The organism is Glaciecola punicea ACAM 611 (assembly GCF_000252165.1).
Taxonomy (GTDB): Bacteria; Pseudomonadota; Gammaproteobacteria; order Enterobacterales; family Alteromonadaceae; genus Glaciecola; species Glaciecola punicea.
This window is the reverse complement of record NZ_BAET01000013.1, coordinates 96,122-120,749: the sequence shown is the minus strand read 5'-3', so window position 1 is coordinate 120,749 and position 24,628 is coordinate 96,122. Positions and strand designations below refer to the sequence as shown.

Here is a 24,628-nt window from a genome sequence, read left to right as displayed (position 1 = left end):
AAGCTATACCCAAGATTTTCATTCACTTTTATTTTGCCATTCACGTAGGACTTTGTGCGCTTTTATTTGTGCGCGCCTATCACTAAAAAATTTCGATAAATGCGCACTGCACTCCTCTCCTAATATGCCTGAAACCACCTCTAACTTATGATTTAAAATATCATGCTGCACGATGTTCATGACCGAGCCTGCTGCGCCTGTTTTTAGATCGTGAGCGCCATACACCAGTTGCTTTATGCGGCTGTGTACCAGTAAGCCAGCGCACATGCTGCACGGCTCTAAGGTTACATAAATAGACGCACCAGGCAGTCTATAATTGCCAATGTTGGCCGCAGCGTTTCTGATGGCGACCATTTCGGCGTGCAGTGAAGGATCGTTATCGGTAATTGAGCGGTTGTAGCCGGTGCCAATAACGCGACCGTCTAAGACTACCACTGCGCCTACCGGAATTTCACCAATTTTCTGTGCTAATGCAGCCTGCTGTATAGCGTATTGCATAAAGTATTCGTGCTGCTTTTGTGTCAGATCTACTGTGCTATTCATCGCTTCTATTTTTTAGTTTATGTAGTTTAATCACTTTATTTTGTCTACCGCTCCCACTTATACTATCGCGCAGTTCACATAACACACTTTGCACTTCACTTTCACGCAAGTGCATTATGGGCTCGCGACTGCTTTTTTGCTTACAGCCCAACGTTAGTGAGTTAAGCGAAAATGAGTATTGATCAGGTGTGGTAATTTCTTTTTCAATCAGTACGCCAATCACACGACCTTTAAGCTGGGTTAACTGAGCTAACATAGTAGGTCCTCTTATATTGATTTTTTTAGCAAGGCTACCACGACTTCGTTTTGGATGTTGCTACAGCTGATTTTTAACTGCGGCAAAGCTACCGCGATAGCTTCATCGGTCAAGGCAAAAACCGGCGTTTGTCGCCGTTGCAAAGGCGATATTTGCCACTCTTGGTACATTGCCTTTAGTTTTTTTACGGGTCGTTTCTGACTGCTTTTAAAGCGTAAATTACTGCCCCCAAAAACGCAGATAAGCCCTTCTTTTGGTAAACGAAATATATGTGTAGCGTCTGGCAAGAGCATTGTTGATGTGTCTTCTTTAGGATCGTTGGTAAGCAGGCGTAACACTAAATATGCGCTAAGGCGTATTTCATTACCCTTGTGCCACTGAATGTCAACTGGGGGACTGCTATCGGTTTCTATCGCCATGGCCATATCAATAACATGCAGTTTGCCTTGAAAGCGTTCTATCGCCTTACCTTTCACTTCAATATACGGTGAGGTGTTTTGTGAAGGCTTGCTCAAACTTAGCACGCTATTGAGCTGCACACTCGACATGTTAAGCCCATATACACTTGATAACCAATGCCTGATAAAGCTTTTTTGGGTGTGCTCAGACAGAAGAGTAAAGCGCGCTATACTCAGTGCACACTGCTCGTCTATTATGTCTTTTTCAAGCACTTGCATGTATTCAGTAGTAAGCAGTTGCGCTTGTGCACAATTGTCAGCGCTTCGTGCAATGGTCCTATTAATGCCAGGCCAGCGGTGTGTCAGCTTTGGTATAATTTGATTGCGCAGAAAATTGCGATCATAACGGTTATCTGCGTTAGATTCATCTTCAATCCAAAGAAGACTATGCTGCTTGGCATAGCGCAGTAGTTGGGCGCGCGAAAGCTTTAAAAACGGTCGCAGGTAAATTGTGCCGCTAGCGTGGGTCATGTACATAGGCATTGCACTGAGCCCTTGCACGCCAGCTCCGCGCTTTAACTGTAGTAAAAATGTTTCTGCTTGATCGTCTTCATGCTGGGCAAGCAGCACCACCTTAGATGTTTGCGCATAATTATTAAGCGCACTATAACGAGCATCGCGGGCTTGTGCTTCTAAGCTTTTTTGGGCCAATTTTTTGAGCGAAACCACGCAGGAAAAAAAAGGGATTTGGCGTTGTTCACATTCATGTTGACAGTGGCTTTGCCAGCGCATCGCGTTAGCGCTAAGGCCATGATTTACGTGAAAGGCCGTAAGCCTTATACCTTTTTTTTTGCATACCCGGTTTGCAACATCTAGCAGCACAGTTGAATCTAAACCTCCACTGTAGGCAAGGCATAGCTCAAATAAGGGTTCTTCGTCGGGCTTGATATTATCAAAGGTAAAAACGCCTTGGCAGTGGTCTGCCAAGGCGTTTTTAAAAACATCAATAATACTTGTTTTCAAGTTTAGCAATAGCCAAAAGACATCAGTCTTTCGTAGCGCTCTTGCATTAAGGTTTCTTCGCTTAAGCTTTGTAATTGCGCTAACTGCTGCTTAATAGTGGCTTTTACATTTGCCGCTGTACTTACGTAATCTCGGTGCGCGCCGCCTAATGGCTCTTTTATAATGGTATTTATCAAACCAAGTGCCTTTACTTGCTTTGCGGTAACTCCCATTGCTTCAGCCGCTGTAGGGGCCTTTTCAGCACTTTTCCACAGTATAGAGGCACAGCCTTCAGGAGAAATTACCGAGTAAGTTGAATATTGCAGCATATTCACTCTATCGCCAACACCAATGGCAAGTGCACCGCCCGAACCACCTTCGCCAATTACGGTACAAATAATAGGCACAGTGAGCTCAGCCATAGCTTTAAGATTAGTGGCAATGGCTTCACTTTGCCCGCGCTCCTCGGCGCCTACGCCAGGATATGCGCCTGGTGTGTCAATAAGGGTTAATATTGGCAAATTGAATCTTTGCGCCATGCGCATCAAGCGAAGCGCTTTTCGGTAGCCTTCTGGTTTTGGCATACCAAAGTTACGTTTGATTTTCTCTTGCGTGTCGCGGCCTTTTTGATGGCCAATGAGCATAACTGGCACGCCATCTAGTTTCCCAAGGCCGCCAATAATGGCTTTGTCGTCGGCGAAGTTACGATCACCTGAAAGCTCATCAAAATCGGTCAGCATGTTGTCTATGTAGTCTTGCGTGTAGGGACGCATTGGGTGCCTAGCAACCTGCGATATTTGCCACGCGCCTAAGTTATCAAAAATTTTGCGCGTGCGATCACCATTCTTTTCGCGCATTTTGGCAATCTCTTCTTCAATCCCCACGTCGAAGTCGCCACCTTGGTTAATAAGGCGTAACTCTTCTATTTTGGCTTCTAACTCAGCAATTGGTTGCTCGAAATCAAGATAATGTAAGCCCATATTATTTAGTCCATTTTTTTATTAAGCCGCCAACTAGTGGCCACTATACTTGTTGTTAGTTAGGTTGCCAAGATGAGCACCGTTTAAGCCAATTGCGCCGTTTGCACCGTTTTTATCGTTGGCGCAATTTACATAGTTTACATAGTTAGCTAAACGCAAGGTGCACGTTTTCATCGCCCAACATATGCTTTAACTCACTCATCAGCTCATCTTCTAATCGTAGCGACCAGTTTACACCAGTTTGCAGCTCAAGCGCTACATCCGGATGCTGCACCTTTAAATGCAATGGGCAGGTGCCGCCTTTATATCGATAGAGTATATCTTGTAATTTAGACACGAGCGAGGCTGAACACACATTTGCTAATAAATTCACCGTGAGGCGCTTAGCAAATCGATTTCGTGCTTCTACCAATGTCATAAGCTCGGTTATATTCATTGTAGTGCCCTCGTTATATCTGTCAAAGCTAACCTGCCCTTTTATCCAAATAAGCTTATCAACGCTAAGGACCTCTTCATAGCGCTCAAAAATGTCAGGGCTTACCCGCATTTCCATGCGCGCCGACTTATCATCAAGTGTGACCAAAGCCCAACGCCTACCCTGCTTATTGGTGAGAACCCGAGTAGCATAAATTAGCCCAGCCGTTGTAGTAAATACATCACGACGCGCAGGCACTAAATCTTTTATGACGCAGTCGGTGTAGTGCTTACACTCACTAATATATTGGCTCATCGGGTGGCCCGTTAAATATAGCCCCAAGGTTTCTTTTTCACCGTCAAGCCACACTCGCTCTGGCCACGGCGGTACTTGCTGAAAACTATTTTCACTTTGCTCTTGGGTAAATTCTTGCATGCCAAACATGTCGCTTTGGCCCGCTAGCGTCGCCTTAGCATTTTGCGAAGCAGCGTTCATCGCCTCTTTCAAACTTGCCGATAAAGCAGCGCGATGCGGACCTAATTTATCCAGCGCGCCAGCCATAATGAGCTTTTCAAGCACTCGCCTATTGATTTTCTTTAAATCGACTTTTGCACAAAAATCAAACAAATCAGCAAACAAACCTTGCGCTTGGCGAGCTTCAATAACGGCTTCCACAGGACCCTCGCCAACGCCTTTAATGGCGCCAATACCGTATACAATGGCACCTTCTTGGTCAACTGTGAATTTGTGCTGCCCGCTATTTAAATCTGGCGGCAGCACCTTAATGCCCATATTGCTGCACTCATCAATAAGCGTAACCACCTTTTCAGTGTTATCCATATCGGCTGACAATACCGCCGCCATAAACTCTGAAGGATAGTGCGCTTTGAGCCACAAAGTTTGATAACTAACTAAAGCATAAGCTGCAGAGTGTGATTTATTAAACCCGTATCCAGCAAACTTTTCCACCAAATCAAATATTTTCATGGCAAGATTGGGGTCTATATCGTTGTCAATTGCGCCCTGCTTGAAAAAAGAACGCTGCTTCTCCATTTCCTGAAGATTCTTCTTACCCATTGCGCGGCGTAACAAATCGGCGGCGCCTAGCGAATAGCCCGACATTACCTGCGCAATTTGCATAACCTGTTCTTGATATAAAATGATGCCGTAGGTTGGTTCAAGTATTTCTTGCAAACACGCGTGCTGATAAGTGGCGTCGGGGAATGAAACCGCTTCGCGACCATGCTTTCGATCAATGAAGTTGTCAACCATGCCTGACTGCAGCGGTCCTGGTCGGAACAATGCCACTAAGGCTATGATCTCTTCAAAAACATCCGGCGTTAAGCGTTTAATCAAATCTTTCATGCCGCGCGATTCAAGCTGGAATACAGCCGTCGTTTCAGCCCGCTTTAATAAGCTGAATGACTTTTTATCATCAAGAGGGAGAGTGGCGATATCAATCTCAATGCCCTTCACTTCTTGGACCATGTCTATGGCATTTTGAATAATGGTCAGCGTACGCAGCCCAAGAAAATCGAATTTGACTAAGCCGGCAGTTTCAACATCATTTTTATCAAACTGAGTGACCGGATTAGCCCCGGTATCGTCGCAGTAAAGCGGTGAAAAGTCAGTTATGGTGGTGGGCGATATAACCACACCACCCGCATGCTTACCCGCATTTCGGGTAACGCCTTCTAGTATACGCGCCATGTCGATGAGCTCTTTTACGTCTTCATCTTGCTCGTATAGTGCCGGCAAGCGCGGTTCCACTTCAAAGGCTTTGGCTAGGGTCATACCTGGTTCGCCTGGGATCATTTTTGAAATGCGGTCCACAAAACCATAGGGATGGCTCATTACGCGCCCTACGTCGCGAATAACGGCTTTTGCGGCGAGCGTGCCAAAGGTGATGATCTGCGACACCGCATCTCGACCGTAAATCTCGGCCACGTGATCTATAACTTCATCGCGACGGTCCATGCAAAAATCAATATCAAAATCGGGCATGGAAACACGCTCAGGGTTCAAAAAGCGCTCAAACAGTAAATCAAATTCTAAAGGGTCTAAGTCGGTAATATCTAGCGCGTAAGCCACCAGCGAGCCTGCACCCGAACCGCGCCCGGGACCCACAGGTATATTGTTGTCTTTACTCCACTGAATAAATTCCATCACAATTAAGAAGTAGCCGGGAAATCCCATCTGATTGATAACTTTAAGCTCGATCTTTAGTCTGTCGTCGTACTCAGGTCGTTTTTCAAGTCGTACTGCTTCGTCGGGAAACAAAAATGCCAGGCGTCGTTCAAGCCCAAGCTCTGATTCTTTTACTAAGAATTCTCCCACGGTCATATCACCGGTAGGGAAATTGGGTAAAAAATATTCTCCAAGGGTGAGTTTTACGTTGCATCGTTTAGCGATTTCAACGCTGTTTTCGATGGCTTCTGGAATATCTGAAAATAGCGAAATCATCTCTTGTGGCGTGCGCAAATACTGCTGGTTGGTGTAGCGTTTTACGCGGCGGGTGTCATCTAAGGTAAAACCTTCACTGATACACACACGCACTTCGTGGGCCTCAAAGTCGTCGCTGTTTAAAAACCGCACGTTGTTGGTGGCTACTACCGGCAAATCGTTTTTAGCGGCTAGCGCTACCGCCTCTTGAATATACGAATTTTGGCCTATGTGACCGGTTCGCTGAAGCTCAATGTAAAAACGATCGGCAAAGTGTTTTTGATAGAAACTTAACACGTCTTGCATTATCTTTTCTTTGCCGCTGGCAATAGCGATGCCCACGTCACCGTCCATTGCCCCCGACAAGACGATTACACCCTCACTATACTTGGCGAGTATGTCTTGCGTGACGACTACTTTATGTTGAATATGCCCCTGTAGGTAGGCGTCTGATATACAGTTAGTGATATTTCGGTAGCCTTTTTCATTCATGGCTAACAAACAAACTTGCACAATTTGACTGTCTTTACTGTCTGCCCGAGAGGCCGACTTATTTGTGCTTAGCGACTCATTTAATAGATAGATATCGCAGCCTACAAGAGGCTTAATGCCTTTTTCCTTGGCGGCAGAATAAAATTTCACCAAACCACACATGTTCATCAAATCGGTCAAAGCTAGCGTTTTACTGCCTGCGTTCTGGCTAGCCTCTAGAATGGGCTTCACTTTATTTAGACCATCTTGCATAGAAAAGTCGCTATGCAGGCGCAAATGTACAAAATTTGACGTCACGTGTGAGGGTGCTCCCTTTGTAAAAATTCAGCTAAGCAAATTTAGTCGTACATTCTACCTTGTTGCAGCCGCAAGCTGAACAGGTTTAAAACTAAATCGGTGTTGTTTTATAGGACCGTGTTGTTCAAGCGCTAAAATATGCTGCTTGGTGGGATAGCCCTTATGGCGTGCAAAACCATACTCTGGATAAGACTGGTCAAGTGTTACCATTTCTAAATCACGGGTAACTTTGGCTAAAATAGACGCGGCTGAAATTTCCGCATGCAACAAGTCGCCTTTCACAATCGCTTCACTTTCATAGCGCCAGTTAGGGCATCTATTGCCATCTACGCGCACAAAATCAGGTTGAATATGCAAAGCACCCACTGCTCGCTGCATGGCCAGCATAGTGGCGTGTAGTATATTAAGCTCGTCTATTTCTAAAGGGCTGGCCCTGCCAATTGACCAGCTCAGCGCGCGCTCTTTAATAATAGAAAATAGCTGTTCACGCTTTTTTTCACTTAGCTTTTTAGAATCGGTAAGACCTTCAATAGCATTTAAGGGATCTAAGATAACCGCCGCGGTCACAACATCGCCCACTAAAGGGCCCCGTCCTACTTCGTCAACTCCGGCAATTAGGCGAAACGTTAAAGGTTTATTGCCCATATTAGCTGTGTTCTTGTAAACTAGATCCAGCGTTCACAGCATACGATGTTAGCCCTAAAACAGCCTTAGCAGACTCGACGTCTGCGTTACATTTTAAGCTTTTATGTATTGACATAAATTTGTCTATCATGGCACACGTAATTGCGGGGTCTTGACGCCACACTCGGTTAAGCTCACTGGCCAAATTACTGGCATTAACATCTTCCTGTAGATACTCAGGCACCAATTGCTCATTGGCCAAAATATTCGGCAGTGCAAAATAATCTGGCTTATACATTCGTTTCATCACCATGTACGTTATGCTGGGCATTATATAAGCAACCACCATTGGACGTTTGCACAACATGGCCTCTAATGCAGCAGTACCTGAGGCTAGCAACACAACATTGGCCGCTATCATCACGTCTCGCGCGGGCTTCTTGCTAACGTAAATATGATGTTTATGTATGTTTTCACTCAGCGTTTGTTTTATTTGCTGCATGCGCGCCTCGTTAACAGCAGGGATAACAGCGCGTAGGTCCGGCTCTTTCTCCTTTAGCTTTGCAAATGTTTCCAAGAATATTGCCAACAGTGAATCTATTTCTCTGGCTCTAGATCCGGGCAACAGCGCTAAAATTGGCGTGTTATCCGTAATTTCTTGACCCAAGTCAAGTAACTTTCGCGCTTTTTTTTGATCGACAATCAAGGGCACATCGTCGGCCATTGTGTGGCCTACGAACTTAAAGGGTATATCGTGTTTATCATAAATTTGCTGCTCAAAGGGGAGAATACCCATTACTAAATTAGTCGCTTTGGCTATTTTATGAATACGCTTTTCTCGCCATGCCCATACCGTGGGACTGACATAGTGCACCGTGGGAATACCTGCTGCTTTGAGCGCTATTTCTACCCGCAAATTAAAATCGGGGGCGTCTACGCCGATAAATACATCGGGTGGGTTGTCTAAAAAATGCTTGACTATGCTTTTACGAATATGTAACAAGCGCGGCAAATGCTTAATAACTTCAACTAAACCCATGACCGAAAGCTCACTCATATCAAAGAGTGAACGCATGCCAAGCTCGTTTAATGCTGCAGATCCTATACCCTCTATTTCACAATTAGGCTGTAGCGCAAGAATTTGTTTAACCATGCCTAAAGCCAAAATGGCGCCTGAGGTTTCGCCAACAATTAAGCCTATTCTAAGGGGTCGAGTGAGCGCAGTAGAGCTTGCCATTTGATTAGCGAATAATGCCACGTACAGATTCGTTTAAAAAATCTATCAAGACCTTAAGGCTAGGCTCAGATTCGCCAAGCTTAGTAATAAGCGCAATAGCATCACTAAAGCTGTGACCTTGACGATACAATATTTTATAAGCTTTTTTAATTGTGCTAATAGCATCAGGTGAAAAGCCTCTTCGCTTTAAACCTTCACTGTTTATGCCCTGAGGAATATGTTTTGTCCCGCTTACCATGACATAAGGAGGAAGGTCGCGCAGTATAATAGCACCGCCGCCGGCAAAAGAATGCGAGCCAATGTGGCAAAACTGATGCACCGCGCAAGTACCGCCTAAAATAACAAAGTCACCAATACTGACATGTCCGGCAATAGTAACGCCGTTGGCCAACACGTTGTCGTTGCCCATAATACAATCATGCGCAAAGTGAGCGCCCGCCATGAGTAAGTTACGGTCACCAATTTTGGTCAGTAGTTTGTCTTGCACCGTGCCTCTGTGAACAGAACAATACTCACGAAATACGTTATTATCGCCAATCTCTAGATAGGTTTCTTCGCCAGCGTACTTTTTATCTTGGCAGTCTTCGCCTATAGAGCTGAATTGGAAAAATTGATTATTTTTACCAATCTTAGAATGCCCTTTCAGCACTACGTGGCTTTTAAGCACGCAGCCTTCGCCTATTTCCACATTGTCACCAATGTAGCAAAAGGGGCCTATTTCGACTCCTTGCGCAATTTTTGCGTTTGGGGAAATAACCGATGATGGGTGTATTATCATTGAAAATCCCTCATTGCACACATAAATTCGGCCACACAGGCGCTGTGACCATCGACGCTGGCAACACCTTCAAATTTCCAGATACCACGACGTTCTTTAATTAAACGCACTGAAATGTCAAGCCTATCGCCAGGCACTACGGGTGATCTAAAACGTGCTTTATCAATACCAGCATATAAATATAGCTTATCGCTATTGCCCATGGTTTTAAAGCCTAACAAACCTGCCGCCTGCGCCATAGCTTCTAAAATCAACATCCCGGGGAAAATAGGCTCACCGGGAAAGTGCCCTAAAAAGCACTCTTCATTTATAGTAATGTTCTTATATGCCTCAATTGATTTACCAAGTTGATAATCGGTCACCCTATCAATCAATAAAAACGGATAACGGTGAGGCAGCAAAGCCATAATTTCTTTTATTTCAATTGTATTTAGCGCGTGTGCCAAGGAAGTCTCCTAATTTATTATTTTGGCATATCATTGCCTATTTGGCGCTCAACTCTTTTTGTCTATGGTTGAGTAAAACTTTTATTGATTATACTTAAGCTACAAGCAGGTCAATTACGCTATAAGATAAGCCTTTATAGGCCAAAAACAAATCAGACCAACATAAGTTGGCCTGATTATTTTCATTTAACGTCTATTTTGCTTGTTAAACGTTCAACACTGACGATATTAGTTTGCTCTGCTAACTTGCTGCTGTACTTTTTCTGAGATATCAAACTTTTTATCACTAAAAGGTACTGCATTAGAATTTAGCACCATATCGTAACTTTCTTTTTCAGCAATACTGTCTATTGCTTGTTGAATAAGGGCGAATAATTTTCTACGCTCTTCTTCTGTACGACGCTCAACGTTTTGCTGAAGCGGCTGGCCTTTTTGCTGAAGCTGTTGACCAAGCGCATTTATTTGCCCTTCAAGGTCGGTAATAGCCACTTCGCTCATGGTCGCTCTTTCGCGCTGTAATTTTTCTACTAAAAAGTTACCGTCACTGCGCAGACGCTGCACTTCTTGCATTTGACTAGCAAATTCAGCCTGTATGTTCTGTTCAATAACCGCTACCTGTGGCAAAGACTGCAGTACTTGCTGTACGTCTACTACCGCCAGTTTTTGTGCGTTTGCTGCACCAGACATGCTTGATACCGTTACGAAAGCTGCAAAAGACAAGCTTTTTATAAAATTGTTCACTGTAAAACTCCTATACGCTTATGATTTATGCGCGTTTTGATTTAGTCTGTAGATTATACCCTGCTTAGAAGGTTGATCCAATATTGAAAGTGAAGAATTTTGCATCGTCACCTTCACGCTCTTTCAATGCTCTTGAGAAACTAAATACCATCGGACCCATAGGCGATATCCACTGCAGCGAGACGCCCGCTGAGCTTCTGTACTGTTTCCAATCACCAAAGTCTGGCAGTGTCTCAATAACATTGCCACGATTACTTACCTGCACTACCTCTAAATCTTTGTACTGATCATACTGGAACTCTGTGTCCCATACATTACCCACATCATAAAACAGACTAGTACGAACAGAATTATCAAACTCTGAATCTACGAAAGGGGTGGGTACAATGAGTTCTAAGCCACCAAGCGCCATGGCATTGCCGCCTAGGCTTCGGTTTGAAAGGGCAATGCTATTGGTCTCGCGGTTGCCCAAAATAGGCACTCCGCTTGGGCTGGTAATCAAGTTACTGCGAATAAGCTGGATGCCGCGCGGACCCACGGTGTTGTTTTCAAATCCGCGTAGGGTATCAGCGCCACCGGCGGTAAAATTTTCATTAAACGGCAGTATTTGTTCTAAGCCGTTTTCATCACCGTAGCCGTTTCCATAGCCTAAACGTAATCTTGCTAACACTGTCCAGCGCTGGTTGCGCGTTAATGGGAAATACCATTTAGCATCAGAGGTAAGCTTAAAAAAGTTCACTTCTGAATTTGGTGTAGTGGTACTAAAAGAGGCACGCTGCGAAGAGCCGTCACTTGGGAACAAACCTCGGTTCAAAGTGTTGCGAGTCCAAGATACTGAACCCGTTATACTGTCGTAATTAATCGGCGCATCAGGGTCGCCCGAATCGGCAAATTGTTCATAAAAACGCGTAGTTTGTACAAAAGGCTGCGTATTCGCCCCAAGCTCTACGCTTGAGTAGGTTACGCCAAAACTAATACGGTTAACTTCGTTAATAGGATAACCCAAGTTTGCGCCTATCGACCAGCGTTTACTGCTGTACTGAATAAGACCAAAATCGCCGCCATCAAACTCACTATAACCGATGTTGCCGCCTAAGCTAATGCCGTCAATAGTGAAATAAGGGTCCAAATAAGTAAGCTGCGCACTTTTTTGATATGAAACCGTGTTAAGACTTATGCCGACGCGTTTACCACTGCCTAAGAAGTTGTCTTGCTGCACCCCCGCCTGCAGGCTAAGCCCGGTGGCGTCGCCGTAGCCAATACCCGCATTAAACGACCCAGAGGCCTGCTCTTTTACCGTAAACTCTACGTCAACTTTGTCGTCTTGTCCAGGTAAGCGAATCGTCGCAAATTCAACGCTCTCCATGTAGGTAAGTCGTGAAAGCTGGGCTTTTGATGTTTCTAGCGATCGGTTAGCTAACCAACTGCCTTCCATTTGCACAACGCTTTGGCGCAGTACATCATCGGCGGTAACTTGGTTGCCCTTAAAGCTAATACGGCGCACATAAATACGTTTGCCTGGGTCAACACGCAGCGTTAATTTAACTGTTTTGTCTTCGTCGTTTATTTCAGGAATAGTGGTAACAGTTGGATAAGCATACCCAAATCGACCCAAATAATTAGCAATAAATTCTTCGGTAAAGGTGACTTCTGCTTGATTGTATAAATCACCTTCTTTCAAAGGCAACACTTTAGATATAAAGTCTTCAAAGCCTAATAAATCGCCCGACAGCTCTATTTCAGATACATTATATTGCTCGCCCTCGGTCACGTTTAGGGTCACGTAAATGCCGTCTTTTTCGGGTGTCATAGAGACTTGGGTAGACGTTATTGCAAACTGCAGATAACCACGGTCTTTATAATAGCTCTCAATGATCTCCATATCGCCGGCTAGGGTTTGCTGCTGATAGCGCGTTTCAGACAAAAAGTTCCACCATGGAGCATCAAACTTAAGCTCCATTTGCTTAAACAGTTCGTCATCTTCAAATACTTTGTTACCCACGATATTGATTTGTCGAATTTCTGCCGCGTCACCCTCTTCAAATAGTAGCTTTACATCAACACGGTTTCGAGGAAGCGGGGTAACAATCGCGGTTACTTCTGCATTGTACTTACCAATGCTGTAAAAGAAATCTTTTAAGCCAGTTTCAATAGATGAAATAACAGTGCGATCAAGTGGTTCACCTATGCGGATATTCGATGAGTCTAAGCTTTCTTGAAGCTGCTCATCTTTAATATCGTCATTACCTTCAAACACTATGTTACTGATTGTTGGGCGTTCAGCAACGCTCACAATCAGCACGTTGCCGTCGCGGTATAATTCAACTTTCTCAAAGTGAGTGGATGAATACAAGGATCGTATTAACTGAGTTGTACGAAAACGGTTTAAGGTATCGCCTCGCTGCACGGGCAAATAGGTAAGTGCAGCGCCCAGTGCAACTCGTTGCAAACCTTCAACACGGATATCTTCTACGACAAACTCATTTGATGTTTGTGACATCGAATAAGAGGAGGTGGCTACTAAAGCCGCTGCTAGCACTAGTTTATTACACTTCATCAACTATTATTTTTCCAATATATTGCTTGTCAGACGTTATTGTTTGTTTAGCATTAAATGTTTCGGTTAGAATATTCGTTATATATTGCGCAGTATATCGTTGAAAATAGCGGTAGCCATAACAGCAAACAAAATCACCGCGCCAATTCTCAACCCTACTTCTTGGATAGCCTGAGACACCGGCTTACCCGTCACCCACTCTACGGTGAAGTACAATAAATGTCCGCCATCTAGTACAGGCAGCGGCAAAAGATTGATGATACCAAGATTCACGCTAATAATCGCTAAAAATCCTAGAAATGCCACTAATCCATAGCTTGCATGAGCACCTGCACCTTGCGCAATTGAAATAGGCCCGCTTAAATTCTTCACCGAGAGGTCACCGGTAAAAAGCTTGCCTAGCATTTCAAGTGTGACTGTCATTAAACGCCATGTACTTTGCGTGCCACTCACTAAAGCATCAATTGGGCCCTGTTTCACTTCAACAATGTATTGAGGCGGCCATGGCTCTTGAAATGGACTCACGCCCAAATAACCTTGATCAGCTTTGTCAGGCTTTTGCCCTAGCATGGCCGTTATGGTCACCAGACTAGCATTGCGAAGCACTTCAAGCTCAATCGTTTGATTAGGACGCGTTTCAATATACTGGACTATTTGTCCCCAATTTGTCATTGGAGTTCCATCTAATTTCAGTATTTCATCATTTACGGCAAGACCGGCATTGCCCGCGGGCGTATTTGGGCCTATTGCCGCCAGTCTTGTGGTCAGCGCTGGCGTAAACGGGGCAAAGCCTAAGGCGCCAAATAAATCTCTAGCGTCGGGGTCAAGCTTCCACCCTTCTATGGGTAATATTCTTGTACGCTCTAAGCCATTGGCGTCTTTTACCGTAATGGGCATACTGGCATCGCCGCTGAAACGCACCATTTCAATGCTGACCTCTTGCCAATCTTTTACGTCTCTTTCACCTACTCTAATAATTTCATCGTTGCTCATTAGACCTGCTTGGGCAGCGTAAGAGTTTGGCATTATTTCGCCCACGACGGTGCGCGATGTTTGCGAACCCAACATACCAACCAGCATAAGCGCAAAAATAGCGAATAAGAAATTGACGATAGGCCCAGCGGCCACAATCGCCATGCGCTGGCCGACTGGTTTTAGGTCAAAGCATACGTTCAGATCTTGCGTACTGACTTGGTCTACTCGGCCGTCAAGCATTCGCACATAGCCACCAAGAGGAATAGCCGCTATTATAAATTCCATACCGCTTGAGGTAACGCGTTTATAAAGAGGCTTACCAAAACCAATAGAGAACTTTAATATTTTCACCTTGCACAGTTTAGCGACGTAGTAATGGCCCCATTCGTGCACCGCCACTAAAATACTCAGTGCAATGACAAACGATGCAATATTCCAAATAATGGATAGCATTAGACAAGTTCCTTAATAATTTGATGCGCAAGAATACGGCTTGAAGCATCATGTTCTATAATACTGTCAATGCAGGTTAGACTGCTGGTATTTTGTTTTTGCAAAGTCATATCGTTGACCGTGTTTATTTGCGAGAAGTTCACTTTGCCTTGTAAAAAAGCGTCAACCGCCACTTCGTTTGCTGCGTTTAGGGTAGTGGTTGCTGCTTGTCCGCTCTTACTTGCCTGTATCGCCAAAAAAAGATTCGGGAAACGCTTTTTGCAAGGAGTGGAGAAACTAAGGTTAGACAGTTGAGCAAAGTTTAATGGGCCCACGCCCGACTCAATTCTATTAGGGTAGGCTAAACCGTGCGCAATGGGCGTGCGCATGTCAGGATTACCCATTTGCGCAATTACCGAACCATCCACATATTGCACCATAGAGTGAATAGTACTTTGCGGGTGAATTACCACCTCAATATCGTCTTCGTTAAAACCAAATAGCCACTTCGCTTCTATAAACTCTAAGCCTTTATTCATCATTGAGGCTGAGTCTATGGAAATTTTCTGACCCATTGACCAATTAGGATGAGCGCAGGCTTGCGCCGGCGTGACATGACTGAATTGGGCTAAAGGAAGCTCTCTAAATGGACCACCGCTGCCCGTTAGTAGCAGGTGAGAAATACCACTTGCTTGTTTATCACCGTAAATAAAATCACTCGGCAAGCACTGAAAAATAGCGTTGTGCTCACTGTCTATAGGTATTAACTGTGCTTTGTGTTTATTCACCGCATTAATAAACAGTTCGCCCGACATGACTAAGGCTTCTTTATTTGCTAATAAAATACGCTTACCGGAGGTGACCGCGGCCAAAGTAGGCAATAGACCCGCCGCGCCCACAATAGCCGACATAACGCAGTCTACTTCTGACGCACTGGCAATATCAATAAGACCTTGTTTGGAATGCAACAGTGTTGTTTTGCCGATACTGGCACCAAGAATCTGCTTGAGTTCCTTAACCGCCGCAGCGTCCTTTACTACGGCATAGTTAGGCACGAAGGTACGGATTTGCTCAGCCAATTTAGTTAACTGATTCATACCCGATAAAGCAAACACTTTGAATTTATCAGGATGTCTTGAGATAACGTCTAAAGTAGACGTACCGATGGAGCCTGTGGCCCCTAAAATACAGATTTGTTGAGGGTATTGCATAAAAACCTAGACCATCCACACAACATAGCAAAAGGCAAATACGGGGAATGCGGCGGTTAAACTGTCAATTCTGTCCATAATACCGCCGTGTCCTGGTAATAGCCTGCCGCTGTCTTTAATGCCAGCACAGCGCTTAAACATACTCTCGTTTAAATCACCTAGCGCAGACACGCCAACGGTTAAGCCGCCAATTACCACATGTAGTAAAATACGCGCAGGCTCTACTTGGTAGTGTAAAGCGGCAAACGCAATAATGGCTAATGAGGCCGTAACACCGCCTAATAAACCTTCGAGGGTTTTCCCCGGCGACACATTCGGGCGTAGTTTGTGCTTGCCAAATTTAACCCCTACAAAAAAGGCGCCAATATCGGCGGCCCATACAATACCTAGTACATAAAAAAGTAATGAAGCGCCGTAAAATGGGTCGATATCGTATAAGCTAGTACGTAAACTTACAATGGCCACCCACGTGGGGATAAGCGTGAGTATGCCGAAGGCGCCTCTGATACTGCGGCTGTTTTTCCAAAAACTGCTGTAGCGCGGATAGGCAAGGATCATGAACAGCGAGACTAACCACCAAACAGCAGATATTTGCAATATTGCCTTATAAATCGGATTTAATTCGCCTTGTACCCAAATTTGACTAGCGTCAACGCTTACAATTAGCACCGCAAAAATGCCTGCAATGAAAATAGCAAACCAGCACTTAATTATACGCGTAGTAATCCCCGACATATTAGCCCATTCATAGGCACCCAGTAAAATAATGCCTGCGACAGCATACTTGAAGCCTTCTATTGGCAAAAACAAAATACCTGCTAAAGCCAGCGGTGCAAGCACTAAAGCGGTTAAGATCCGTTGTTTTAACATATGACGCTCTCATTATTATTATCGTTGTCGTCTTGCGTCATGATTTGTGCGCCAGTTAAGCCAAAACGGCGTTGACGACTAGCAAAATCTGCAATAGCTAGGTTGAAAACATCTTCGTTAAAATCAGGCCACAGCACGTCACTGAAATAAAATTCAGCATAAGCGCACTGCCATAATAAAAAATTACTCACGCGGTGGTCGCCACCGGTACGAATTAACAGATCGAGCTCAGGTAAGCCAGCAGTGCTAACATGGCGATTGAAAAGATCTTCGGTAATATCGCTAATACTTAAATCGTTTTGTTTTACCTGCTGCGCAATGCGGCGTGTGGCGTCAATAATATCCCAGCGACCACCAAAGTTCGCCGCAATATTTAAGCTTAACGACCTATTGCTGGCGGTAAGCGCTTCTGCTTTCTTAATTTTCTCCTGTAACTTTTGGTCGAAGGCCGAAATATCACCAATTACTTTTAGACGAATATCGTTCTTATTAAGCTTTTTAACTTCAGAGCGCAATACCAACGAAAAAAGATGCATGAGCACCCCTACCTCGTCTTTGGGTCGCTGCCAATTTTCACTGCTAAACGCAAACAGTGTGAGTGATTTAATACCGACTTTACGGGCTAAGGTGACCGCAGAGCGAACAGCGTCAACGCCTGCCTTATGCCCAAAAGTGCGTAATTTACCCTGTTGCTGGGCCCAGCGGCCATTACCATCCATAATAATAGCCACGTGACGCGGGATTTTATCAAGCGCTTGACCAGCGTCAATTGATTGACCTTCAGGCTTAGCCAACTGACTAGACTTCCATCAATTCTTTTTCTTTGTCGGCTAGTGTACCGTCAATATGTTTAATATGATCGTTGGTAAGTACCTGTATGTTTTCCTCGCACGCTCTGGCTTCATCTTCACTAATGTCTTTATCTTTTAGTAAATCTTTAATATCGCTGTTAGCGTCACGTCTTATATTACGCACGGCTACGCGGCCTTGCTCTACTTCGTTGCGCACCACTTTTATTAAGCTTTTACGGCGTTCTTCTGTTAACGGCGGCAAAGGAACACGAATTGAGGCCCCTGCGCTCATTGGGTTTAACCCCAAATCAGATTGCATAATGGCTTTTTCAACGGCTTGAATAGCGCTTTTGTCAAATACCGACAGCGCTAGGGTACGGCTGTCTTCGGCGACTATGTTGGCTAATTGCTTAAGCGGGGTGTCAGCGCCATAGTAAGAAACCATGATGCTGTCGAGTAGGCTCGGGTGGGCTCTACCGGTGCGGATTTTAGCTAGCTGTGTTTTTAGTGCCGCAACACTTTTCTCCATGCGGTCTTGCGCATCAAGTTCTATTTCATCAATCATAATTAACAACCTTTACTGACAATTTCATTTTATATTAACACTATTTTTACGTAGTTGTACGAGCGCAATGCGTCGAACTTCAGCTTAATGCCTCAGATGAATTGGTATGACAAATAAGTGTACCTTGCGATTGGCCCAACACCACCTGTTTTAAGCAACCTGGTTTGGTCATATTAAACACGCGAATTGGAATGCTATGGTCTCGCGCAAGGGTAAATGCAGCTAAATCCATTACTTTAAGTTCTTTTTCTAACACTTCGCTGTAGCTCAAATGACTATACAATACAGCCTCAGGATTTTTAGCCGGATCGCTATCGTAAACACCGTCTACTTTAGTCGCTTTTAAGACCACGTCTGCTTCAATTTCAATCCCGCGTAAACATGCAGCAGAGTCAGTGGTAAAGAAAGGGTTGCCGGTACCTGCCGCGAATATAACCACTCTGCCCGATTTAAGCATTTTGATGGCGTTGGTCCAGTTGTACGAATCGCATACGCCGTTAAGAGGAATAGCTGACATTAGCTTTGCATTTACGAACGCGCGATGCAAAGCGTCGCGCATGGCGAGACCGTTCATCACCGTGGCTAACATACCCATATGATCGCCTACCACGCGGTTCATGCCAGCTTTTGCTAGGCCTTCACCTCTAAATAAATTACCACCACCAATCACAAGGCCAACTTCAATACCTAGTTCTACTAGTTCTTTAATCTCTTCAGCCATACGATCAAGGACTTTGGGATCTATGCCAAAGCTTTCATTGCCCATAAGCGCTTCACCGCTTAATTTTAATAGGATCCGACGATAGGCGAGTTTAGGGCTTACACTCATGCGCAGTTTTTTCCTTTAGTTATAAAAAAAGCACCTCATTTGAGATGCTTAATAGTGTATATGAACAGGCTGTTTTACAAAAGAATGTTTTTTGCAAAACCACGTCATTTTAGACTTTTTTAGCCGCTGCCATTTGTGCAGCAACTTCTGCAGCAAAATCTTCGGTTTTCTTCTCAATGCCTTCGCCCACTTCAAAGCGGACAAAGTTGACCACATCTGCATTTTTGCTTTTTAAGTAGTCACCCACGCTCATTGAAGGGTCTTTCACGAAAGGCTGGCCTGTTAAGCTAACTTCACCGGTAAATTTCTGCATGCGGCCAGATACCATCTTTTCTGCAATGTCAGCAGGCTTGCCTGACTGGATAGCAATTTCAAGCTGTATTTCTTTTTCTTTAGCTACCACTTGTGCAGGCACATCACTCGGTTTAACGTACACAGGGCTAGACGCTGCAACGTGCATTGCAATGTCTTTTGCTAGGTCTTCGTCACCGCCTGTTAAGATAGCGATTACACCAATGCGACCGCTATGTACGTAGGCACCAAGGTTTTCACCTTCGATGTTAATAACACGACGTGGGGAAATGTTTTCGCCAATTTTTGCCACCAGTGTATCGCGTGCTGTTGCGATTGTTACGCCGTCTAAGTCAGCCGCATTGAGGCTGTCAATGTCATTAATGTTTTGCGCAGCGGCTACTGCTAATATTTTGTTGCCAAACGCTAGAAAGCCTTCGTCACGTGCCACAAAATCAGTTTCAGAGTTAAGTTCTAGCATCGTTGCTTTGTTGCCGACTACGTGCGTTAAAATTACGCCTTCAGCGGCAATACGGCCAGCTTTTTTAGCGGCTTTTGCTTGACCTGACTTACGCATGTTCTCAATTGCTAACTCAACGTCGCCGTCGGTCTCTACCAGTGCGTTTTTACAATCTAGCATACCTGCGCCTGTACGCTCGCGTAGTTCTTTTACCAGTGCTGCTGTCACTGCCATTGTCTTATTCCTCAAAATTTATGTTTTTCACTGCTTATGAAGGAAGGGTTTAAAAAAGGAGACTCACGTCTCCTTTCAAAATGTAAAATAAAGCCTTAACTTAACCTTCGTCAGCTACGAATTCATCGCTTGGTGCCAGTATGTCTTTGTTACGATCTTCCAACACGGCGTCTGCCACTGCGTTCGTATATAACTGCACGGCTCTTATTGCGTCGTCGTTACCCGGAATGATGTAATCAACACCGTCTGGATTTGAGTTGGTATCAACGATTGATACAACCGGAATACCTAAGTTACGCGCTTCGGTAATAGCAATATGTTCGTGGTCTGCATCGATAACAAAAATCACGTCAGGCAAGCCGCCCATGTTTTTGATGCCGCCTAAGCTGCTTTCTAGCTTAGTCATTTCACGATTAAGCAATAACACTTCTTTTTTCGTTAACTTGTCAAAAGTACCGTCAGCGCTTTGTGCTTCAAGCTCTTTTAAACGGTTGATTGACTGACGCACTGTTTTCCAGTTTGTCAACATGCCGCCCAACCAACGCTTGTTCACGTAGTATTGACCGCATCTTAATGCTGATTCTTTTACTGCATCGCTCGCCGCACGCTTGGTGCCTACGAACAAAATTTTACCTTTACGATGGGCAACACTTTGTAAAAAGCTAAGCGCATCATTGAATAAAGGAACAGTTTTTTCTAAGTTGATGATATGTACTTTGTTACGTGCGCCGAAAATGAACTGCGCCATTTTGGGATTCCAGTAACGAGTTTGGTGACCAAAGTGGACACCAGCGTTGAGCATGTCACGCATTGAAACGTTTGCCATTATAGTATTTCCTAATTGTAGGGGTTATGCCTCCACATTCCCCTATCCCCGATCGCTGTTTAAAGCGACACCCCGGACATAGTGTCGAAATGTGTGTGAATTTTTAGTTATTCACTGCCCGATTGTCAGCGTTTTTTCTTCTTTTGAAGATGTGAAACGCATAGTATTCGAAAACAGCGCGCGTTTTATATCATTTATAAGGGCTTATTACAAACTTTTTTCCCCTAACCTTGTATGCTTAGTCCTACTGTATGATAATACGCTTATACAATTAATAGAAGGCAGCAAAGCTTTGGCAGCAACCATAAAAACAGCATCCGAAATAGAGAAAATGCGCTTCGCAGGCAAACTCGCCAGTGAAGTGTTAAACATGATAGGCGAACATGTGGTGAAAGGGGCAACAACTGAGCACCTTGACAGGCTTTGCCATAACTACATTGTTGATGTGCAGGGCTGCATTCCTGCGCCGCTACATTATGGCAATCCGCCTTTTCCAAAATCGGTTTGTACGTCAGTGAATCATGTTATTTGCCATGGTATACCTAGCGATAAAAAACTCAAAGACGGCGATATTGTCAATATAGATGTTACGGTAATAAAGGATGGTTACCACGGTGACACTTCAAAAATGTTTGTGGTAGGAAAGCCCAGCATTATGGCTGAGCGTCTTATTAAAGTGACCCAAGAATGCCTCTATAAAGGCATTGCGTTAGTCAGACCCGGCGCTCGCTTAGGCGATATAGGACATGTTATTCAAACTCACGCCCAACATCATAATTACTCTGTGGTACAAGAGTACTGTGGTCATGGTATTGGCGCTACTTTCCATGAAGATCCTCAGGTGGTCCATTATGGCCAGCCTAACACCGGCGAAGAAATAGTGGCAGGCATGTGCTTTACCATTGAACCGATGATAAATGCCGGCAAGCGCCATTCTAAGATGCTGCCTGACAAATGGACTGTGGTCACAAAAGATAGAAGCTTGAGCGCGCAGTGGGAACATACCTTATTGGTGACTGAAACGGGCGTTGAAATTTTAACCCATCGTGACGACGAAACTATCCCTAGAATTATAAATCATAGTTAGCAATCGCCAGGACCAAAATAGCTGCCTCATCGACAATTAATTTAAGGAAATCCGTGTTAAATTTAAATAATATTATTGATAGGCTGCAAGACATTACGTCAGTGAGTGAAATAGCAGCCTTTAAAGGCTGCGTTACTGACAGTTTCAAATGGCTTGAACAAAACTTCTCAAACATACACGTAGACGAGCTTGTAGTAGAGCGCGCAAGGTTCACCGACGCACTGCTGTGCAAAGCGTGGCAGCTGCAAGAACTTGACCTTGTTAGCTCCTTAAGCTTGTGTGCGGTAGGCGGATACGGCCGCGGCCAAATGCAGCCCTACTCCGATATTGACCTTCTCATATTAACCGACAGAGCCCTTAGCCAAGAAGCACAAGAAAAAATATCTGTGCTTATTACGTTTTTATGGGATATAAAGTTAGAAGTTGGTCAGTCTGTTCGTACCATTAAAGAAACGCTTAAACTAGCAAAAAGCGATATTACAATTGCCACCAATCTTGTTGAAGCACGTCTTTTATGCGGCTGTAAAGACACCTTCAACGTACTAATCAAAAAAGTGAATAGTGAAAAAGTTTGGTCGAGTAAAAGCTTTTTCTTGGCTAAATTAGAAGAACAAAGTCTGCGCCATTCAAAATTTAACGGCACATCTTATAACCTTGAGCCTAACATCAAAGAAAACCCCGGGTGCTTGCGCGATATTCAAACCATTGGCTGGGTGGCTAAAAAACATTTTAAAGAATACGATGGTTTAACCCTTATCGGGCATGGATATTTTAATGAGCTTGAGCATGCCGAACTCATTGAATGCAGAAGTAACCTATGGCAAATACGCTTTGCACTTCACCTTGTAGCCAAGCGCAGCGAAAACAGACTTTTATTCGATTACCAGCCCGATGTAGCGCGCCTAATTGGCTTTGGAGACGGTAAGCCAGGCGTGGAAAAAATGATGAAGCATTTGTTTAGGATTGTGCGCCGAGTGAGTGAGCTAAACAGCATGCTGATGCTGCGTTTCAAACAAGACATTCTAAACCTAAAAGTGAAAAAGCGTGTTGTTATAAACGATGATTTTTGCGTTAACGACGGCTTTATTTCGCCTCTTAATGCCCACGTTTTCGCATCACCCCTTAAAATCTTAAGATTTTTGGATGTCATTAGTGAACATCCTACCATTGTTGGCCTAGATGCGGATTGTCTACAGCAGCTTCGTAATGCACGCAGAATGTTTCAGTCGGCGTATTATCATCAAATACCCGAATGTAGGGCGTATTTTATAAAGCTGGTGTCTAAGCCTGAATTTTTTGATTTAGCCTGGGATGTTATGTATCAGCACGGTGTACTGCAGTCTTACTTGCCTGAATGGGATAAAATTGTAGGCATGATGCAGTTTGATTTATTTCATGCCTACACGGTTGACGAACATACTCACCGACTGGTGAAACATATACGCCAATACTACACTCAGCAAGAACAGTTTCCTCGCTGCAGTCGCATTATTAACAACTTGGAAAGCCCGCAGCTTATTTTTATCGCCGCTATTTTTCATGACATCGCAAAAGGAAGAGGCGGTAATCACTCTTTGTTGGGCGAAAAAGACGTGTATGTTTTTTGCGACCAGCATGGTATTAGTAAAGAAAACACCGCAATTATTGCATGGTTAGTCAAGCACCATTTACTAATGTCGACCGTGGCGCAAAGACGGGACATTTATGATCCCGAGGTTATTCGTGATTTTGCTGGCTTAGTGAAAAGCCAAGAGCAGCTTGATTTATTGTATGTATTAACACTGGCCGACATTCGCGCCACCAACCACAGCCTTTGGAACGACTGGAAAGCGTCTTTACTGCGAGAGCTATACTTGCTCACGCAAAAAGCATTAGACAATGGTCTGCAGTGTCAAATGACCCTAAACGATAGAATTCAGGACTATAAATCAAAGGCCATAGATTTGTTAACGCAAAGCAACGCTGATCTAGACGCTTGTCACGCACTTTGGCAGCATTATAATCATGATTATTTCGCCCGCTTTAGCCCGATACAAATAGCTTGGCATACGCAACAAATAGTCGAAGCAGGCGCCTTAGGCGACGACGAATTCATGGTGGCCGCGTCTAATAAAACATCAAAAGGCGGCACAGAGCTACTCATATACTGCAAAGATCGCCCCGCCCTATTTGCCCAAATTGCATCGGTTATCGACAGCAGAAACTGTTCAATACACGCCGCTCAAATATCGGTCACATCCACCGGCTATGTGTTTGACAGCATGATAGTGCTAGATAAGGATAACAAGCGCATAAGCAGTGAGTATCAGGTTAATAATTTTGTTAAGGCTATTCAAAAACAGCTGAAACAGCCCGGGCACTCGCATTTTAACTCGCGCAAAATGTCGCGCCGCATGAAACACTTAAACGTGCAAACTAAAGTGAGATTTTATTCCAGCCAAGACGACAGCACCCTCATAGAGCTAGAAGCCTTAGATGCACCGGGCTTACTAGCACGTATTGGACACTTGTTCGTTGATGTAAACATTACTTTAAAAATGGCCAAAATTGCGACCATTGGCGAGCGTGCTGAAGATGTGTTTATTGTCTGTAACAGTGAAGGCAAAGCGCTAACGCAAGAGCAGCAGGTTTTAGTCAAAAGGCTCATTAAGAACAAGCTGGACAAGCCAGAGACGCTAACACAAGTATGAATGTCAATATGAGCGGTAATATGAAAAGTAACGGCCCCGGTACCCTCAAGCCAACGAATCGAGTCAATCTTCTCATTCGCTACAGCGAGTGTGACGTACAGCAACTTGTTTTTAACGCCCGTTACGCCGAATACGCCAATCAATCGGGCTAATCACCCT

Annotated in this window: 21 protein-coding genes; 2 read left to right on the top strand and 19 right to left on the bottom strand. The window is 44.3% G+C overall.

The features are described from left to right. Positions 1–18: 18 nt before the first annotated feature. The 19 genes from tadA to rpsB form a co-directional block, all read right to left on the bottom strand. Complete coding sequence (gene tadA, locus GPUN_RS06670; protein WP_006004769.1) at positions 19–543, bottom strand: tRNA adenosine(34) deaminase TadA; 525 nt, start codon at positions 541–543, stop codon at positions 19–21. After that, positions 536–799, bottom strand: coding sequence for a DUF480 domain-containing protein (locus GPUN_RS06665; protein ID WP_006004767.1), 264 nt, complete (start codon positions 797–799; stop codon positions 536–538). Before GPUN_RS06665 ends, tadA begins: the two co-directional genes overlap by 8 nt. A gap of 11 nt (positions 800–810) precedes the next feature. Then, the gene (gene tilS, locus GPUN_RS06660) at positions 811–2,220 is read right to left on the bottom strand and encodes a tRNA lysidine(34) synthetase TilS (RefSeq protein ID WP_006004765.1); all 1,410 of its coding nucleotides are present in this window, start codon (positions 2,218–2,220) and stop codon (positions 811–813) included. A 2-nt stretch (positions 2,221–2,222) separates the two neighbouring features. Next, entirely contained in the window at positions 2,223–3,179 is a 957-nt protein-coding gene (gene accA / locus GPUN_RS06655; protein WP_006004763.1) for an acetyl-CoA carboxylase carboxyl transferase subunit alpha, read from the bottom strand. A 145-nt stretch (positions 3,180–3,324) separates the two neighbouring features. Further along, a complete protein-coding gene (dnaE, locus tag GPUN_RS06650; protein WP_006004759.1) occupies positions 3,325–6,825 on the bottom strand; it encodes a DNA polymerase III subunit alpha in 3,501 nt (1,166 codons plus the stop codon). A 54-nt stretch (positions 6,826–6,879) separates the two neighbouring features. Next, positions 6,880–7,470 (bottom strand): ribonuclease HII, encoded by a 591-nt coding sequence (rnhB, locus tag GPUN_RS06645; RefSeq protein ID WP_006004757.1) that lies wholly within the window; start codon positions 7,468–7,470, stop codon positions 6,880–6,882. 1 nt (position 7,471) lies between these two features. Next, entirely contained in the window at positions 7,472–8,686 is a 1,215-nt protein-coding gene (lpxB, locus tag GPUN_RS06640) for a lipid-A-disaccharide synthase (protein ID WP_040520540.1), read from the bottom strand. 4 nt (positions 8,687–8,690) lie between these two features. Beyond that, a complete protein-coding gene (gene lpxA / locus GPUN_RS06635; protein ID WP_006004753.1) occupies positions 8,691–9,464 on the bottom strand; it encodes an acyl-ACP--UDP-N-acetylglucosamine O-acyltransferase in 774 nt (257 codons plus the stop codon). Then, complete coding sequence (gene fabZ, locus GPUN_RS06630) at positions 9,461–9,910, bottom strand: 3-hydroxyacyl-ACP dehydratase FabZ (protein ID WP_006004752.1); 450 nt, start codon at positions 9,908–9,910, stop codon at positions 9,461–9,463. Before fabZ ends, lpxA begins: the two co-directional genes overlap by 4 nt. 228 nt (positions 9,911–10,138) lie before the next feature. Further along, positions 10,139–10,651, bottom strand: a complete 513-nt coding sequence (locus tag GPUN_RS06625) for an OmpH/Skp family outer membrane protein (RefSeq protein WP_006004750.1) — start codon at positions 10,649–10,651, stop codon at positions 10,139–10,141. Positions 10,652–10,715: 64 nt separating this feature from the next. Beyond that, entirely contained in the window at positions 10,716–13,208 is a 2,493-nt protein-coding gene (gene bamA, locus GPUN_RS06620) for an outer membrane protein assembly factor BamA (RefSeq protein ID WP_006004748.1), read from the bottom strand. Between the two features lie 78 nt (positions 13,209–13,286). Then, the gene (gene rseP / locus GPUN_RS06615; RefSeq protein WP_006004746.1) at positions 13,287–14,636 is read right to left on the bottom strand and encodes an RIP metalloprotease RseP; all 1,350 of its coding nucleotides are present in this window, start codon (positions 14,634–14,636) and stop codon (positions 13,287–13,289) included. After that, positions 14,636–15,826, bottom strand: coding sequence for a 1-deoxy-D-xylulose-5-phosphate reductoisomerase (gene ispC, locus GPUN_RS06610; protein ID WP_006004744.1), 1,191 nt, complete (start codon positions 15,824–15,826; stop codon positions 14,636–14,638). Before ispC ends, rseP begins: the two co-directional genes overlap by 1 nt. A 6-nt stretch (positions 15,827–15,832) precedes the next feature. Next, entirely contained in the window at positions 15,833–16,696 is an 864-nt protein-coding gene (locus tag GPUN_RS06605) for a phosphatidate cytidylyltransferase (RefSeq protein WP_006004742.1), read from the bottom strand. Next, positions 16,690–17,415, bottom strand: a complete 726-nt coding sequence (gene uppS / locus GPUN_RS06600; RefSeq protein ID WP_051987311.1) for a polyprenyl diphosphate synthase — start codon at positions 17,413–17,415, stop codon at positions 16,690–16,692. The genes GPUN_RS06605 and uppS overlap by 7 nt, the downstream gene beginning before the upstream one ends. 79 nt (positions 17,416–17,494) lie before the next feature. Further along, positions 17,495–18,052, bottom strand: coding sequence for a ribosome recycling factor (gene frr, locus GPUN_RS06595; protein WP_006004738.1), 558 nt, complete (start codon positions 18,050–18,052; stop codon positions 17,495–17,497). 79 nt (positions 18,053–18,131) lie between these two features. Continuing rightward, positions 18,132–18,881 (bottom strand): UMP kinase, encoded by a 750-nt coding sequence (gene pyrH / locus GPUN_RS06590; protein ID WP_006004735.1) that lies wholly within the window; start codon positions 18,879–18,881, stop codon positions 18,132–18,134. Positions 18,882–18,990: 109 nt separating this feature from the next. Continuing rightward, entirely contained in the window at positions 18,991–19,866 is an 876-nt protein-coding gene (gene tsf, locus GPUN_RS06585) for a translation elongation factor Ts (RefSeq protein WP_006004733.1), read from the bottom strand. A gap of 100 nt (positions 19,867–19,966) precedes the next feature. Next, a complete protein-coding gene (rpsB, locus tag GPUN_RS06580; protein ID WP_006004731.1) occupies positions 19,967–20,692 on the bottom strand; it encodes a 30S ribosomal protein S2 in 726 nt (241 codons plus the stop codon). 292 nt (positions 20,693–20,984) lie between these two features. Here rpsB and map point away from each other — a divergent pair, with 292 nt between their 5' ends. Together map and glnD are read left to right on the top strand one after the other, a co-directional pair. Then, positions 20,985–21,779, top strand: coding sequence for a type I methionyl aminopeptidase (gene map / locus GPUN_RS06575; RefSeq protein WP_040520534.1), 795 nt, complete (start codon positions 20,985–20,987; stop codon positions 21,777–21,779). 53 nt (positions 21,780–21,832) lie between these two features. Continuing rightward, complete coding sequence (gene glnD / locus GPUN_RS06570; RefSeq protein WP_006004727.1) at positions 21,833–24,469, top strand: [protein-PII] uridylyltransferase; 2,637 nt, start codon at positions 21,833–21,835, stop codon at positions 24,467–24,469. Positions 24,470–24,628: the final 159 nt, after the last annotated feature.

Excerpts from the sequence above, each read along its gene's own strand:
- tadA (WP_006004769.1), bottom strand. The coding sequence starts at position 543 with ATGAATAGCACAGTAGATCTGACACAAAAGCAGCACGAATACTTTATG.
- GPUN_RS06665 (WP_006004767.1), bottom strand. The coding sequence starts at position 799 with ATGTTAGCTCAGTTAACCCAGCTTAAAGGTCGTGTGATTGGCGTACTG.
- accA (WP_006004763.1), bottom strand. The coding sequence starts at position 3,179 with ATGGGCTTACATTATCTTGATTTCGAGCAACCAATTGCTGAGTTAGAA.
- rnhB (WP_006004757.1), bottom strand. The coding sequence starts at position 7,470 with ATGGGCAATAAACCTTTAACGTTTCGCCTAATTGCCGGAGTTGACGAA.
- lpxB (WP_040520540.1), bottom strand. The coding sequence starts at position 8,686 with ATGGCAAGCTCTACTGCGCTCACTCGACCCCTTAGAATAGGCTTAATT.
- lpxA (WP_006004753.1), bottom strand. The coding sequence starts at position 9,464 with ATGATAATACACCCATCATCGGTTATTTCCCCAAACGCAAAAATTGCG.
- bamA (WP_006004748.1), bottom strand. The coding sequence starts at position 13,208 with ATGAAGTGTAATAAACTAGTGCTAGCAGCGGCTTTAGTAGCCACCTCC.
- rseP (WP_006004746.1), bottom strand. The coding sequence starts at position 14,636 with ATGCTATCCATTATTTGGAATATTGCATCGTTTGTCATTGCACTGAGT.
- ispC (WP_006004744.1), bottom strand. The coding sequence starts at position 15,826 with ATGCAATACCCTCAACAAATCTGTATTTTAGGGGCCACAGGCTCCATC.
- GPUN_RS06605 (WP_006004742.1), bottom strand. The coding sequence starts at position 16,696 with ATGTTAAAACAACGGATCTTAACCGCTTTAGTGCTTGCACCGCTGGCT.
- uppS (WP_051987311.1), bottom strand. The coding sequence starts at position 17,415 with ATGGATGGTAATGGCCGCTGGGCCCAGCAACAGGGTAAATTACGCACT.
- frr (WP_006004738.1), bottom strand. The coding sequence starts at position 18,052 with ATGATTGATGAAATAGAACTTGATGCGCAAGACCGCATGGAGAAAAGT.
- pyrH (WP_006004735.1), bottom strand. The coding sequence starts at position 18,881 with ATGAGTGTAAGCCCTAAACTCGCCTATCGTCGGATCCTATTAAAATTA.
- tsf (WP_006004733.1), bottom strand. The coding sequence starts at position 19,866 with ATGGCAGTGACAGCAGCACTGGTAAAAGAACTACGCGAGCGTACAGGC.
- rpsB (WP_006004731.1), bottom strand. The coding sequence starts at position 20,692 with ATGGCAAACGTTTCAATGCGTGACATGCTCAACGCTGGTGTCCACTTT.